At 59.9% G+C, this 15,627-nt stretch carries 11 protein-coding genes; 4 read left to right on the forward strand and 7 right to left on the reverse strand.

Features of this window, described 5'->3' with window-relative positions; all coding sequences use genetic code 11:
• Positions 1-2 precede the first annotated feature (2 nt).
• The 3 genes from mupP to AC193Q_RS11965 all read left to right on the forward strand — a co-directional run bounded on the left by mupP (position 3) and on the right by AC193Q_RS11965 (position 2,870).
• Entirely contained in the window at positions 3-674 is a 672-nt protein-coding gene (gene mupP / locus AC193Q_RS11955) for an N-acetylmuramic acid 6-phosphate phosphatase MupP (RefSeq protein ID WP_047295560.1), read from the forward strand.
• A gap of 166 nt (positions 675-840) precedes the next feature.
• Positions 841-1,581 carry a YciK family oxidoreductase gene (locus AC193Q_RS11960; protein WP_483879557.1) on the forward strand — a complete coding sequence of 247 codons (741 nt, stop codon included), beginning with the start codon at positions 841-843 and terminating at the stop codon, positions 1,579-1,581.
• A 362-nt stretch (positions 1,582-1,943) separates the two neighbouring features.
• The gene (locus AC193Q_RS11965; RefSeq protein WP_095668622.1) at positions 1,944-2,870 is read left to right on the forward strand and encodes a GGDEF domain-containing protein; all 927 of its coding nucleotides are present in this window, start codon (positions 1,944-1,946) and stop codon (positions 2,868-2,870) included.
• A 138-nt stretch (positions 2,871-3,008) separates the two neighbouring features.
• Here AC193Q_RS11965 and AC193Q_RS11970 read toward each other — a convergent pair whose 3' ends face one another.
• On the reverse strand, positions 3,009-3,770 hold the full coding sequence (locus AC193Q_RS11970; RefSeq protein WP_483879558.1) for an iron-containing redox enzyme family protein: 762 nt from the start codon (positions 3,768-3,770) through the stop codon (positions 3,009-3,011).
• A 79-nt stretch (positions 3,771-3,849) separates the two neighbouring features.
• Positions 3,850-6,309, reverse strand: coding sequence for an EAL domain-containing protein (locus tag AC193Q_RS11975; protein WP_239777850.1), 2,460 nt, complete (start codon positions 6,307-6,309; stop codon positions 3,850-3,852).
• A gap of 174 nt (positions 6,310-6,483) precedes the next feature.
• Between AC193Q_RS11975 and AC193Q_RS11980 the strand changes: the two genes are divergently transcribed.
• Positions 6,484-11,097: a hypothetical protein gene (locus tag AC193Q_RS11980; protein ID WP_483879559.1), complete on the forward strand. Its 4,614-nt coding sequence runs from the start codon at positions 6,484-6,486 to the stop codon at positions 11,095-11,097.
• On the opposite strand, the gene AC193Q_RS11985 is transcribed toward AC193Q_RS11980, so the two are convergent.
• The 5 genes from AC193Q_RS11985 to AC193Q_RS12005 form a co-directional block, all read right to left on the reverse strand.
• Positions 11,098-12,915 (reverse strand): ABC transporter ATP-binding protein, encoded by a 1,818-nt coding sequence (locus AC193Q_RS11985; RefSeq protein WP_047295570.1) that lies wholly within the window; start codon positions 12,913-12,915, stop codon positions 11,098-11,100.
• Complete coding sequence (locus tag AC193Q_RS11990; protein ID WP_179295021.1) at positions 12,908-13,510, reverse strand: DsbA family protein; 603 nt, start codon at positions 13,508-13,510, stop codon at positions 12,908-12,910. The genes AC193Q_RS11985 and AC193Q_RS11990 overlap by 8 nt, the downstream gene beginning before the upstream one ends.
• 35 nt (positions 13,511-13,545) lie before the next feature.
• Positions 13,546-14,487, reverse strand: coding sequence for an oxygen-dependent tRNA uridine(34) hydroxylase TrhO (gene trhO, locus AC193Q_RS11995; protein WP_121186595.1), 942 nt, complete (start codon positions 14,485-14,487; stop codon positions 13,546-13,548).
• A gap of 169 nt (positions 14,488-14,656) precedes the next feature.
• Positions 14,657-14,956, reverse strand: coding sequence for a BolA family protein (locus AC193Q_RS12000; protein ID WP_041069332.1), 300 nt, complete (start codon positions 14,954-14,956; stop codon positions 14,657-14,659).
• A gap of 12 nt (positions 14,957-14,968) precedes the next feature.
• On the reverse strand, positions 14,969-15,487 hold the full coding sequence (locus tag AC193Q_RS12005; RefSeq protein WP_003226938.1) for a DUF2059 domain-containing protein: 519 nt from the start codon (positions 15,485-15,487) through the stop codon (positions 14,969-14,971).
• Between the last annotated feature and the right edge of the window lie 140 nt (positions 15,488-15,627).

A 15,627-nucleotide genomic window follows, 5' to 3' on the forward strand; every position in this document is an offset into this window, starting at 1 on the left:
CGATGGCCATCAGAGCAGTCCTTTTCGACATGGACGGCACCCTGCTCGACACCGCGCCGGATTTCATCGCCATCTGTCAGGCGATGCGCGCGGATCGCGGCTTGCCGCCAATGAACGACAAGCACATCCGCGACGAAATTTCCGGCGGCGCCAAAGCCATGGTCGCGGTGACGTTCTCGATGGACCCGGAATCGCCGGGCTTCGAAGAACTGCGTCAAGAGTTCCTCGAACGCTATCTGGCCGGTTGCGCGGTACACAGCAAGCTGTTCGACGGCATGGGCGAATTGCTGGCCGACATCGAGCGGGGCAACCTGATCTGGGGCGTGGTCACCAACAAACCGGTTCGGTTTGCCGAGCCGATCATGCAGCAACTGGGGCTGGCCGAGCGCTCGGCGCTGTTGATCTGCCCGGACCACGTGAAAAACAGCAAGCCGGATCCGGAGCCGCTGATCCTCGCATGCAAGATGCTTGATCTGGATCCGTCCACCGTGCTGTTTGTGGGCGATGATCTGCGCGACATCGAATCGGGGCGCGATGCGGGCACCAAAACCGCCGCCGTGACCTATGGCTATATCCACCCGGACGACAACCCGCGGCACTGGGGCGCGGATGTGGTGGTGGATCACCCGCTGGAACTGCGCAAGGTCATCGACAACGCGCTGTGCAGCTGCTGAAAACGGCCGTTGTGGCGAGGGGATTTATCCCCGATGGGATGCGAAGCAGCCCGCGCACTTTCAGGTCGATTCGATAGACAGGTTTCACGACTGCTTCGCAGCCGGTCGGGGATAAATCCCCTCACCACAGGGAAGCAGGTCTTCATGAATGGATTGTGAGGTTTTTATGTTTGATTACACCGCCCGTCCCGAATTGCTCAAGGACCGGGTCATTCTGGTCACCGGTGCCGGCCGTGGCATCGGCGCGGCGGCTGCCAAAACCTACGCCGCCCATGGCGCCACCGTGCTGTTGCTGGGCAAGACCGAAGCCAATCTGACGCAGGTCTACGACGAAATCGAAGCCGCCGGCCATCCACAACCGGCGGTGATCCCGTTCAACCTCGAGACCGCCCTGCCCCATCAATACGATGAGCTGGCGGCGATGATCGAAACCGAGTTCGGCCATCTCGATGGCCTGCTGCACAACGCCTCGATCATTGGGCCGCGTACGCCGATCGAGCAACTGTCCGGCGAAAACTTCATGCGCGTCATGCAGGTCAACGTCAACGCCATATTCATGCTCACCAGCACCTTGCTGCCGCTGCTCAAGCTGTCGCAGGATGCCTCGGTGGTGTTCACCTCCAGCAGCGTCGGACGCAAGGGCCGGGCCTACTGGGGCGCCTACGGTGTGTCGAAGTTTGCCACCGAAGGCCTGATGCAGACGCTGGCCGACGAAGTCGATGGCGTAGCACCCGTGCGTTCCAACAGCATCAACCCGGGCGGCACGCGTACCAGCATGCGCGCACAGGCCTATCCGGGGGAAAACCCGCTGAACAATCCGACCCCGGAAGAGATCATGCCGGTGTACCTGTACCTGATGGGCCCGGACAGCACGGGCATCAATGGCCAGGCATTCAACGCGCAATAAGTGCCATACGTCGCTTTTGTTGCCGTGGCGGATTACCGTCGCGGCACACCTTTGCCGCTTTTCGCCGTCACATTCCAGTCAAATATCTGCCACTCCTGCCCAAAGCAAAATGCCATCCCGTTGATTAATAACGTTTTTAATTATCGTGAACCGAATGGCACGACTTTCGCTCTAAATCTCCTCAAAGCACGCCGTGTGAAGGCACTGGGGCAAGGGCGATTTCGATAGCTGACTAATCGTCATCCGGCAGACTAAACTTACGCCAAATGTCCTACGGGACTGATGGATCAGTATGACGCGCAGCCCATAGCCGCTCTCACCCAGCCTGTAAGACAGACTTACTGCTTAGGGGCTCACGCCATATGAAATCACCTTCCCAGACCAATGCAATTGACTTTGACAGTGCCAAATTGCAACGCCTGGGCTTTGGTCAGCTGCCTCCGCTTCTGGAACGCCCGGCCAGCCTCGCGCAACTGCGCCAGCAAATGAGCCTGCAACTGCAAACCAGTCTTGAGCCGCAACGAATCCTCGGTCTGTTTTTTCGCGAAGTTCAGCGCCTGGTGCCGCTGGATGCCTTGAGTTACGTGCATTCAGGCAGCGACCTGCGTCTGGAATTCGGTGCGCGCGGTCACCATTCCGTCAGCTATAGCCTCAGCCACGAAGGCGAGCACTTGGGCGAACTGGTGTTTCGCCGCAACCAGCGCTTCAGCGAGCAGGATCAGGGCAACCTCGAATCGCTGCTGTCGTCGCTGTTGTTCCCGATGCGCAACGCCCTACTCTACCGCGCTGCGACGCAAAGTGCGCTGCGCGACCCGCTGACCGGAACCGGCAACCGGATCGCCATGGAGCAGACCCTGCAGCGCGAGATCGACATGTCACGTCGGCACCTGCAACCACTATCGGTTCTGATGCTCGACATCGACCACTTCAAACGGGTCAACGACAGCCACGGCCACAGCGCCGGCGATGACGTGCTCAAAGCGGTGGCAGCCTCGATCAAGAGCCAGTTGCGCAACGTCGACATGGTGTTTCGCTATGGCGGGGAAGAGTTTCTGATCCTGCTGTCGAACACCGGCCGGGAAGCGGCGCAAATGGTTGGCGAGCGTTTGCGCCATGCCGCGCAGGCTGAGGAATACTTCGTCGACGGCCAGTTGATCGACCTGACCGTGAGCCTTGGCTGTTCGACTCTTCTGCCGGGGGAATCGGCCGACAGTCTGCTGCGCCGGGCGGACAGTGCGCTGTATGTAGCCAAGCGCGAAGGGCGTAATCGGTTGGCGATGGCGGGCTGAATATTCTCAGACAGCACACAGCAGTGTGGGAGTGAGCCTGCTCGCGAAAGCGGTGAATCAGTCAAAACCGTGCTGACTGAAGCGCCGTCTTCGCGAGCAGGCTCGCTCCCACATTTTTGCTACACCTCAGACCTTGAATCAGCTCTCTGCCAACGCCAGACGTTCACGACCGTGGATCGCGCGCTCCGTGGTCTCCAGCTGCATGCAGCGCTCAAGGAACAGGTACATGTAGTCGTAGCTCTTGCACACGGCCTGGCGCAGCTCGGTCTGCAATGCCTGGCTCGGGTTCATCCCCGCCAGCGTGCAGATGATTTCCAGCGCTTCCCATGGATGGGCGTCGTCGTATTGGGCATGCATCTTCAGCCATTTCATCGCGCGCTTGCGGTCTTCTTCCGGGAACGCCGCAGCGTACACGCCAGTGGAACACACCAGCGCCGACCACTCCCCGGTCGCGCCCTCGATGGCGTAGTTGGTGGCGGCGATGGCGACGATCAGCGAATCCGCCGAACTCGTATGCCAGCACCAGTGACTCAGCGCATGCAGTTCCGGCGGCACTTGCTGAGCCTGAAGATCCTCAAGGCTGACGCCGTGCGCGCGGCTCCAGTTCAGCCAGTAATCGGCATGATTGAGTTCAACACGGATGTTCCGCATCAGCCAGCGGCGCGCCATGTCCTCCCCAGGATGGCGGGCAAACCTGGTCTTGGTCAGGTTCTGCGCCATATACAACGCAAACTGTTCAACGACCGGCCAGCCCCCGATCAGGTACTGGCGCATGGTCCTGGCGCTGAGCTTGTTATCGCGCATGCGCTGGTACAGTTCATGTTCGACAACCCGGCGCTTGCTCTCGCTGCAATCCTTGATGAGCTGTTGCGCCCAGGCGGGATAACTTGCAGCTTCCATGAGTGGTCCGGTTCGGTTGAATGTGTCGATCACTGTTCGGCTCCTTTTGATTTGTGATTGTAAGGATCGGCAAGAGATTTCAACGGAACGTGCCAGGCGCCTTGAATAACAACGGCTGCGGTCTGGCGGGCCGACTTTGCAAACTGTCGCAGGTAAACAACTGCGGGCGTTCGATGACGTAACCCTGAGCGTAATCCACCCCGATTTCAAGCAATGCCTGCTCGATCTGGGTTGTTTCTACAAACTCGGCAATTGTCTGCTTACCCATGACATGCCCGATGTGATTGATCACTTCGACCATTGCGCGGTTAATCGGGTCGTCCAGCATATCCTTTACGAAACTTCCGTCGATCTTCAGGAAGTCTACAGGCAAATGTTTCAGATAAGCGAATGAAGACATTCCGGCACAAAAATCATCAAGCGAGAAGTAACAACCTAAGCCTTTGAGTTCATTAATAAATCTAATTGCACTCCCGAGATTGGCAATTGCACTGGTTTCGGTAATTTCAAAACAAATCATTTCAGGAGGTATGGCGTAGTTAACAAACTGTTCACGCAGAAAGTGCAAAAACGCGTCATCTCCGATAGTAATGCCTGAAAGATTAATCGCACACATTGCCAAAGGTTCTTCATGTTGTTCGGCAATACATTGGGCAATGACTTTAAAAACATTTTCTACAACCCAGCGGTCCAGTTGACTCATCAGACCATAACGTTCGGCCGCCGGAATGAAACTGTCCGGCAGGATCATTCGTCCGGCCTCGTCGTGCAGACGCAAGAGTATTTCGATGTGCCCGCCGCCATCAGCTGCGGGGCCCAGAGGCGCGATTTCCTGGGCGTAAAGGCAAAAGCGGTCTTCTTCCAGAGCCATGTGCAGGCGCTGCACCCAGGCCATTTCGCCGAAGCGCAGAGACAGTTCGGAGTCGTCTGCGTGATAAACCTGCACCCGGTTACGGCCCTTTTCCTTGGCCATGTAGCAAGCCATGTCAGCCGCGCGCAATGAGGCTTCCAGAGTGGTCGGGGTCTGGGCGATGTGCACCAGACCGATACTCACCGTGGTCAGAAACGGTCGGCCCTTCCACACGAAGTGCAGGTTCTGCACAGTCTGACGCAAGCTCTCGGCAATTTTCTCGGCAGCGTCCGGGGCGCAGTTCTCCAGCAGGATGCCGAACTCGTCGCCGCCCAGCCGTGCCAGGGTGTCGCTCTCGCGCAAGCCCGATTGCAACAGCGCGCAGATGTGCCGCAGCAACTCATCGCCTGCGGCATGGCCGCAGGTGTCGTTGACCAGTTTGAACTGGTCCAGATCAAGGAACATCAGCGCATGCCGACCGGGCTGGCGCGTCAGGTTGTGCAGGGCTTGCTCCAGGCGATATTCGAATTCGCGGCGGTTGGCCAGACCGGTCAAGGCATCGTGGGTCGCCTGCCACGACAGGTTGGCGATGTATTGCCGCTCCTGAGTCATGTCATGCAGCACCAACACCGTGCCACTGACTTTCTCGGCATTGCGGATCGGTGCGCCCACCAGCGTCACGGAAACCGTGCTGCCGTCCAGGCGCTGAATCAGTTTGGAATGTTCGCTGCCGCCGACCAGTTGCCCGCTCAGGATATGTTCGATCAGCGTCAGCCCTTCTGCCTGCGCGTTGTCGTCCAGCAGATTGAACAGCGCGGCCAGAGGCAGCCCCGCCGCATGCTCGGACTTCCAGTGCGTCATGGCTTCTGCCGCAGGATTCATGTAATCGATCGCACCGTTGACGTCGGTGGTGATGACCCCGTCGCCAATCGATTGCAGGGTGATGTGCGCCCGGTCCTTCTCCAGCTGCAGCGCCTGGGCAAAGGCATGGCGCTGCTTGAGCAGTTTGTGGGTGCGCAACAGTGCCAGCATGATCAACCCCAGCGCCGTGGCCAGGTTGGTGAACAGCAGCAGGCGCAGGATCATCCGCGAGCCCTCGCCCAAGGCATCGCTGAAAGCCTTGGCCGCCGGCGTTACACCGTCGTTGATGGCAAAGATCTGCGCTTTCCAGTGCTGGATGTCAGCCGGCGTCGCGACATTCTCGCTGATGCCCTGATGCATCTCGCGCGCGACATTGTCCAGTTGCACCAGATAGGCATCGCCGATGGTCCAGCGGTCGATCGCTGTTTCCAGATAACTGAAATGACGGAAATTGAGGTACAGCCAGATCAGGCTCGAAACGTCATCGGGATGGTTGCCACCCTTGAGAATCCCCTCCCGCGCCGCCTGCAGATCCGGTGGTTGACGATCCAGCGCCAGACGCAACTGGTGACCGCCCTGAGGCACCGCAATCGCGTCCTTGTACTTGAGGAAGATCGCCTCGTCGCGGCTGTCGGCATACAGGTTCAAATAATAGATGGCGTCCTTCTGGCCCTTGGACCAGAGACTTTCACCGGCAACGTAGCCCCGCACGGCCGACAGGACGTAGAGACTCACGCCCCCCAATAACGCCTGAAATAACACGACGGCAATAAATGGCCAGACGATGCCCAACAACCGTGGCGTTCCGAGTGTCCTTTTTTGCTTCATGAGGTCCTTTGCGTACGTACTGCCATCATCAAGGGGAGACCGCTAAAGCCAGACTAGGGGGCGTTACCCCTTCCGGCAAGCCAGGAAGCGTGCAACCGACCATACATATGTACCGCACCCAAGGTGCGCAATGCTTCGACACTGACGGCTTTCAATCATCCAGAGCCATCTTCCATGCAGTCACTTTCAACCGCGCTGCAACGCCATACTGCCCAACAGAGCGAATACCGCGCAATGATCACTGCCCTGCGCGCGGTCCTCGACGCTTCGACTCCACTGGAGTCCTACTACCTGGCGCCCCAGGCCCATTCACGCCTGGGCGCAGCGCAAGACCAGGCGCAAAACATGCTGCAGACGCTGTTCGAAAACAGCGGCGAACCACAATTGACCGCGTACCTGCAGACATCCAGAGAATCACTGCTGCAAGTCGACGCCACGGCTGATCAATGCAGCTTCTCCTTCAACCGTCGCGATGGCAGCGTCGACCGGTATGTCATCGACAGCGTCAGCCGCGCCTCCAGCAGCGTTCAAGCGTTTCAGCAAGCGTTGCTGAGTATAGGCGCACACCTGCGTTCCGACAGGCTGCTACCGCTGTCACAACTGCTGCGTGAGTCCGGGTTCACATTTGCGGATGCACCGGACGCCGCAGCACTGACCCGGCTGATCGGCAAAGTCGAAGAACAGTGCGCCAGCCACCGGCTGAGTCTGCGACCTCTCTCGACGCTTACGGTAATGATGAGCGACGAGGACAAAGCCGCGGCTCACGATGTGATTGGCGCCTGGCTCATCGGTAAATCCCTGTCGGCCATCGACAGTCTGGCCAGCGAAGTCACGCCTCCTTTTACCCTCCAGCAACTGGAGCAGCAGCCCGCCACCTGCCTGGAGCGCTTGCTCGACACCCCGCAGGCCCATGACCTGGGCTTGCGCTTGCTGCAAAAGCTGCAATGGTACGGTGCCCGTCCCGATGAACTGACCGTCCCCGATATCGGCCTGCGTTTACTGCTCGAAGCGTTATGCCTGTGGTACGAACTGCCCGGCAACCACAGCTCGACCGAAGTGGCCGGTTTTGCGCTCGAACAACGCGCTCACTACGGAGCCGGCTACGCCACCATTCGCCGGGACTTTCTACAGCATCTGGAGGATTCTGACCGAACCTCGACGACGATCGAAAAACACCTGCTGGGATGGGTCTGCCTGGCGCAATTCGGACCGGAATTTCAAGTGCGCGACATCCCTGACGACTTGCCTTACGCCAGCTCGGTGGTCTGGGTCAATTTCGTGCATGGCGTGCACCTCGCTCATGCCCTTGATCCAGGGTTGCTGGAGTATTTGAGCTTCCAGCAACTGGTGGATCTGCCGCTGCACAAAAGTCAAAACGCCAGCAGCGACCTGCAATCCCTGATCGCCATGACCCGAGCGGCTGCCGCACGTACCTGGACCGCAGCCACCGGAGCGTTGGCTGTCGCGAGCGAAGCCTCCGACGGTCAGGCGCCGCTGCACGCTCTGGAAGACCACGAGAAACAACTGAACGCGGCGATCCTGCAACTGGACACCGAGCCGCCACGCAGACTCACTCTGGCACAACAAGAACTGGACAAGGCACTGGCCAACGATCTGTACGATCACACGACGATTCGCCTCAAACGCTACCATCACTCAGCGCGCAACCGTACCCGACGCAACATTATCGATACCGAAGATGTGGCATTGCATACCTGGCCGCTGCTGGAGGTCTATGCCTCTGGCGGGCTGAACAACGACACGCGCTGGTACGTCAGCAGCGATGGCCGCAACGCCAGCGAATGGATCAGCCTGAATCCGCAAGGCAGGCTGCAAAGTGGTTTTGTCGACACCGAATATCGGGGCCGACGCCTTTCACGCTTCCCGAGCAATTGCACCCTGCCCGAGATCAAGACAGAGTTTGACCGGCAGTTCGACGACTATCTGAGCAAGACCCGCGAAGCCTATGAATATTTGATCAAGTCATTATTGGTCACGCTACCGTGGGCTGAACGGCGGGCACTGGAGCACGGCGAAGTGAGGATTCACAGCCTCAGGGATCAGACGCGGCACATCGAGGCACACCTGGAAACAGCGGAAAATATCCTGCCACGTCGGGCACGCATGGGTTTCGTCCTGCAGGTGACGTATCAGGGCCCGTCCCGCTTCTACGAATGCCTGCCGCGCGCCGGCATCATTCGCCACCGTGCAGATCTGGACGGTACCCATATTGGCGGTCTGTTAATGCCACCACTTGCCCCTAAACGTGGACGCACCAAGGCCCAGCGCATCACTCGCCTCATCGCCCGCCGCCTGCCATTTGATCGACAAGCACACTGGAACGGTTCGTCCCCCGCCCCCGACGCCAGGTGCATCGCCATCCTCGAACCACTGGGCAAGCCGCTCCCGGTTTCGATGATCCCGGCGGCCCATCACGACAGTTCGCCGAACCTGAGCTTTACTTCGCCACGCACTGCGCAAATCGCTTCATTCATCGCGACGCAGCTGTTCTATGTCGACGAGCAGGCGCTGCGCAGCGACGCCTGGGGAAAAACCCGCTTCGAACAAGACACCAGCAAAACGCACTGGATTCATGCCCTCAAGGGCTTTATTCCGTTCTGGGGCAGTCTCGAAGACCTGCAATCGGACAGTCCGGAGAAACGCGCACTGGGCGTACTCGGCCTGTTCCTCGATATCGTCTCGTTCGCGATTCCCTTGGGCAAATTTGTCGCCGGCAGCATCCGTCTTGCAGCCGTGGCAGGAAGAATGGCGATTCGCGTCGCACTGCCACGCATGGCGCAATTGTCGAAGAACCTGCTGGTTTCGAGCTTGAGAAACCTCAATCCGCTGGACGCTGTGCCTGCCTTGCTCAAGCTCGGAGGCCGAGGCGTGATCGGCGCCGTGCGGGCCGTGGCGCATCTGGAACACCGCGCCGTGGCGCGTCTGAAGAGACTGGCCGGCAGAAGCGCTGACTATGACGTGATACGCAGCCTGCCCCAGGCGCTGGATGCCGGTCGGTGGAAAGCGCTGAACCCTGCCGATCAATTGGCGGTGGTCAGGGGCATTGACGACGTACCGGTACGCAACGTCGGCGGTTCCCGGTATCACCTGCTCGATCCGCTGTCCGACCGCCCTTACGGGCCTCAGTTACTCGCACACGAAAACGATTTTTCGCTGGGGCGTTCGCATTACAGCGTCGTGAAAAAAACCGATAATCAAGTCGATATCGAGCTGGCGCCCGATACGCGCATCGAACTCATGCCCGAGGCTGGCGGACGCACCACGGTATTGATCGATGATGTGCCCTATCGACTCGACGGCGATGAACTGCGCCGGGTCGATCTGCTCGATGACAGTCAGCACTGGACACTGCTGCCATGCCGGGTCCGTCGTGCACCGGGCGCGAGCGACTGCCGCGTCAGCTACATCACCGCAGAACCCGCCCCGATCCCCGCCCTCGGCACGATCGACAGGGAAAAGGGTTACGCGCCGTGGTTTGGCGAGCGGATTTCGGAGCCCGCCGCCCTGCCCCGGCAAAAAGGAACGTTCCTGGCGGTAGATGCCAGGCTTTATCAAATCATCGATAACCGCCCGCGATTGTTCACCGGCGACCTGCATCGCCTGGGCTTCAATCAGGGCAAGCTGATGCCAAGACAGCAGATTCAAGCCACGCTGCAGTTTCGCAAAGGTATTTATGCCCGGATAAAAACCGGCGGTACCTACGACGGGATCAATGATTCACATCAGGTCGGCGCAGTGCTGCTGCCGGCCATCGACGACTCGGCCACCCATGTATTTTTCCGGGTCAACAACCATGAGTACTACCTCGCCACTTTCGCCAACGGCGAAGTCCCGGTCGGGCAGCTGACATTCAAACGCCTGGCCCCCGCCGAACTGGTCGACGGCAGCCTCGGTGCGGAACTGCTGACCGTCTACACCGGCTCGCTGCACGCCAATAACATCGTGCGCATCCATGGCCTCGAATCGGTGCAGCGCGCGATGCAGGCCATGGAGCAGATCGCGATTCCCATCGGCACCACGGCCAGTCCGGCCAACCATCTGAAATGGCTGAAAGTCGACACCAGTCCGGGCGAGGCGCTGATGTTTGATCACTCGACCCGGATGATCGTCACCCGCCTGCCCGAAGGCGCCGTCACGTGGGCGCGCAGCAAGGAAGCGCCGGAAGCCTTGCGGCAGAAAACCGCAGAGATTTTCGACACGTTGTTCCTGTCACCGACGATCAACCCGGCCAACAACGCGGCACTGCGTATCGACAGTGCCATGCAGAAACTGCACAACCTGTTGCCCGTGCGTGAACGGCCACTCAACGCCCGCAACATCGCCTACGCCGAAGTCACCACGGCCAGCGGTAAACGGGAAGTCTACGTCAGTGTCTCCGGCGCTCAGGGCAGCACCCAGCGCCTGCCGCTGTTTCGCCACATGGGCGCCAATCATGTACGGATCGGCAACACCACTTACATCAATATCGACTACAACCCGGCCTTCCCGCGCACCTCGCTGGAGGTGACCGAGCAAGGGCAATTACTGGCCGTGCCGCTGACCATCAAGGATCTGAAAACCTATCAGCCAACGCAGACCAGCCGGCCGACCTCGCTGGACAGCGAAAGCAAACTGATCAGCGTGCTGCGCGAGAAATACCCCGATCCGAAGGAGATCCGCTCGGTCGACATCGCGACAACCATGCGCCCGTGCGAATCCTGTTCGGTGGTGATGAAGCAGTTCGGCCATGATGGCGGCGAGACAGCGTTGCAGGTGCTGTGGGGCTGATTACAGACGCTGCAAGTGGCCGTAGAGCTTGGCGTAGAGGCCGCCATCGGCGATCAGTTGCTGGTGGTCGCCATCCTCGGCCACTTGCCCGCCATCGAACACCAGCACGCGATCGGCCTGCTTCACCGCCGACAGGCGATGGGCAATGATCAGCGTGGTGCGGCCGCTGAGGAAGCGCGCCATGGCCTGATGCAGGTTGTATTCGGTAGCGGCATCGAGGGCCGAGGTGGCTTCGTCGAGGATCACCACTTTCGGCTCGGCGAGGATCATCCGCGCAATTGCCAGACGCTGGCGCTGACCGCCGGACAGGCGTACGCCGGAACGTCCAACGATACTGTCCAGGCCATCCGGCAAGGCGCGGATGGTCGCCTCCAGCTGGGCGATTTCCAGTGCCTGCCAGCAGGCTTCGTCGCTGCGGGTGCGGCCCATGGTCAGATTGGCGCGCACGGTGTCGTTGAACAGCGCCGGATGCTGCAGCACCACCGCGACGTTTTCGCGAATCAGTTCCAGGCCGATTTCCTGCTGGGTCGAACCGCCGAAACGAATGGTGCCGGACAACGGCGTGTACAACCCGAGCAGCAACTGCACCAGCGTGCTCTTGCCGCCGCCACTGGCACCGACAATCGCGACTTTTTCACCGGGAGCAATGGACAGGTTCATCTGATCCACCACCAGTTCATCGCCGTAACCGAAGCTCAGCCCCTGCACCTCGATGCCCACGGTTTCACGGCCCTTGAACGGGTCGACGCCACCCGGGTACTGCGGCTCGTCAGCCCGCGCCAGCAGTTCGTTGATCCGCGCCAGCGCGCCGCCCGCTGCGTAGTAGGCGTATTGCAGATTGAGCAGTTGCTCGACCGGGCCGATCATGAACCACAGGTAACTGAACACCGCGAGCATCTGCCCGATCGACAGGTCGGAGAACAGCACCGTGAGCATCGCTGCCGCGCGGAAGATGTCGATGCCGAACTGGAACAGCAGACCACTGGCGCGGTTCGACGCATCGGTCTTCCACTGCGAATTGACCGCATAGTTACGCACTTCCTGCGCGCGCAAGCCGAGTCGCCCGAGGAAGAAGCCCTGACGGTTGCCGGCGCGCACCTCCTGGATCGCATCAAGGGTTTCGCTCAAGGCCTGAGTGAAACGCGAGGTGCTGTCGTTCTCCAGTTTCTTCAGGTGCTTGACCCGCTTGCCCAGTTGCACCGTGGCGTAGATCACCAACGGGTTGAACAGCAGGATCAGCAGCGCCAGTTTCCAGTGCATCCACATCAGAATGCTGGCGGTGCCAACCAGGGTCAGCATCGCCACCAGAAACCGGCTGAGGGTTTCGCCGACGAATTTGTCGAGAGTGTCCAGATCGGTGACCAGATGCGTGGTCACGGTGCCGCTGCCGAGGCTTTCATATTCGCCGAGGGAAATCCTTTTCAGGCGCTCGATCAGGCGCACGCGAATACGGTAGACGATGTCTTTCGCCAGCCGGGCAAACAGCCGCGCCTGCAACACGCCAAAACACAGGGCGCTGCAACGCAGCGTCAGGGTGACCAGCAGCATCAGGCCGATATAACCCGCCGCCTGCTGCCACATCGACGGCAACACATGGTTCATGACTTTCAGCGCGGCATCGCCATGGCCGAGCAGGACTTCGTCCACCAGCAACGGCAACAGCAACGGAATCGGCACGCTGCACAAAGTCGCCAGCACGGCCACGCCGTTGGCGATCCACAGGGATTTTTTGTGATGCAGTGCCAGGCGCCGGACTTCTGCCCAGCTCAGCCGGTCGACACGCTTTACGGCTGGCGTGTCATCGGCCCGGTCAGGCACAGGCTGCGCGCTCCAGCCAGCGGCCGAGCAATGGCGACAGCTCACTGAGCGGTTGATAGCCGTTGGTCAGCAAGGCCAGTTGGCCATTGCGCTCGGCGAGCAGGGTCGGGAATCCGGCAATGCCCAGATCCTGCACCCAAGTGAAATCCGCCTGAGTCGCTTTGTGTTGGTCGGCATGATCAAACAAGGCAGCAAATTCGATGCGCGGCACGCCAGCCTTTTCAGCCAGCTCCACCAGCACACTGGCCTGGGTGACATCGCGACCTTCAGCGTAAAACGCCTGCTGGATCAGGCCGACCAGCGTCCAAGCGCAATCCGGTGCCAGGCTGCGCGCGGTAACGATCGCGCGGCAGGCCGGCTCGGTGTCGTAGACAAAACCGTCGGGCAAGGCGCCGTCGAACTTGAACGGCTGCCCGGTGGCCTCGGTGACCGCCTGCCAATGCTCAAGGATGTAGCGCCGCGTGGTCGGCTCCAGCGCCGCACCGCTACCGGTGCGCAAGCCGCCGACCACCAGATGCAGCTCCACTCCCGCTGCCTGCGCCTGCTCGACCAATGCCTTGGCGACCGGAGCGAACCCCCAGCACCAGGAACACATCGGATCCATCACATAGAGCAGGCGCGCAGTCATGATCAGGCCTCGGTGGATGCTTGTTTATAGTTGTAGCCGATCGGGTGCGGCATGTTGCGCGCCTTGGCCAGTTCGATCTGCTTCTGCCGATCGATGGCGCTGCGGCGGGTTTTCTCGCTCAGCTTGTCCCAGCAATGCGGGCAGCTGATACCGGCCACGTAATGTTCGGAGGCACGATCTTCAACACTGACCGGTGTGCGGCAGGCATGGCATTGATCGTAGTCGCCTTCGCTGAGGTCGTGACGCACGGTCACGCGGTTGTCGAAGACGAAGCAGTCGCCCTGCCACTTGGTTTCTTCCTGCGGCACTTCTTCGAGGTACTTCAGGATACCGCCCTTGAGGTGGTAAACCTCTTCGAAACCCTCGCCCAACATGTAGCTGGAGGCTTTTTCGCAGCGAATGCCGCCGGTGCAGAACATCGCGACTTTCTTGTGCACGGCCGGGTCGAAGTGCTCTTTGATGTAGTCGGGGAATTCACGAAAACTGGTGGTTTTCGGATCGATGGCGCCTTCGAAGGTGCCGATTGCCACTTCGTAGTCGTTGCGGGTGTCGATCAGCAGCACTTGCGGGTCGCTGATCAGCGCGTTCCAGTCCTGCGGCTCGACGTAAGTGCCGACCTTCTTGTTCGGGTCCACGCCTTCGACGCCGAGGGTAACGATCTCTTTCTTCAGCTTGACCTTGGTGCGGTAGAACGGCTGCTCTTCGCAGTACGACTCTTTGTGGTCAATGTCGATCATGCGCGGGTCGTTCTTCAGCCACGCGAGCAGGCCATCGATGCCTTCGCGGCTGCCGGACACGGTGCCGTTGATGCCTTCTTCGGCGATCAGCAGCGTGCCTTTGATGCCGTTGTCGACCATCGCCTTGAGCAGTGGCTCGCGCAGGTCAACGTAATCTTCGAGGGTGACGAACTTATACAGTGCCGCCACGACAATCGGTTGTGTCATGGGTATTTCTCCAGGTGGCTACCCTCGCAAAGGGTGAACCGGATTCAAAAAAAACGCGCCGGCTGAGCGGCGCGTTGCGGATTCTAGCAAAAAAGATCGCTGCCTGCGGCAGCTCCTACAGGGAACTCAATCCAGTGTAGGAGCTGCCGCAGGCTGCGATCTTTTGATCTTAATGTTTGCTACCGCCGGCACAGGTCGGCGACGCCGGAGCGGCGCCGACTTCTGCCCATTCCTGCGGGGTGTAGGTGTGCAGCGCCAACGCATGGAACTCGCCCATCAGCTCGCCGAGCGTGCCGTAGACTTTCTGGTGGCGTTTGACCCGGTTCAGGCCTTCGAACTGCGCGCTGACCACCACCGCCTTGAAGTGGGTCTGCAACCCGCGACTGTGCATGTGGCTTTCGTCCAGCACCTGCAAATGTTCAGGCTGAAGCAGAGCCAGCGTCGATTCGATGCGTTGTTGCATGCTCATCACGAACTCCGCTTACTTCTTCTTGGCCGGCGCAGCGCCTTTCGGTGCCAGCTCGTTGGTCATGTCGTCGAGCAGCTTGTTGACGACTGGCACGGCGCTTTCCAGTTTGGCCTGAGTCATCTGGGCCGATTGCTGGGTCAGCTGCGGCATTTTTTCCAGGACTTTCTTGCCCAGTGGCGACTGATAGAACGCAACCAGGTCTTTCAGCTCCGATTCGCTGAAATTGCTGGTGTAGAGCTTGACCATGTCAGGCTTGAGCTTGTTCCAGCCGATGGCCTGGTCCAGCGCGGCGTTGGCCTTGGCCTGGTAGGTTTCCAGTACGGCTTTCTTGGATTCCGGGGCTTTGGTCTGTTCAAAACGCTGAGCGAACATTTGCTGCACTTGCATGTACACCGGAGTGCCCAGCTTGTCAGCGTGCGCCAGGGTCAGGAAAGCTTCAGCACTGGCGTTGTGGCTGGCGGTATCGGCAAGCACCTGGCCGCTGGCGCAAACCAGTGCAACCGCGGTGCAGATGGCACGAAGACGAGTCATCGAGTTTCCTTTTCAGCTAGGCGAGGTCAAACCCCAAGGGCGACCATTCTGCGCCTAAAAAACCTCGTGGCTCAACCCCCGGGCCTTGCCGTGCTTGATTGGCGGGGTTTTGCCGGTCAACAATCGGTTCGAGGGAACCA

It is taken from the genome of Pseudomonas sp. F2 (assembly GCF_057174385.1).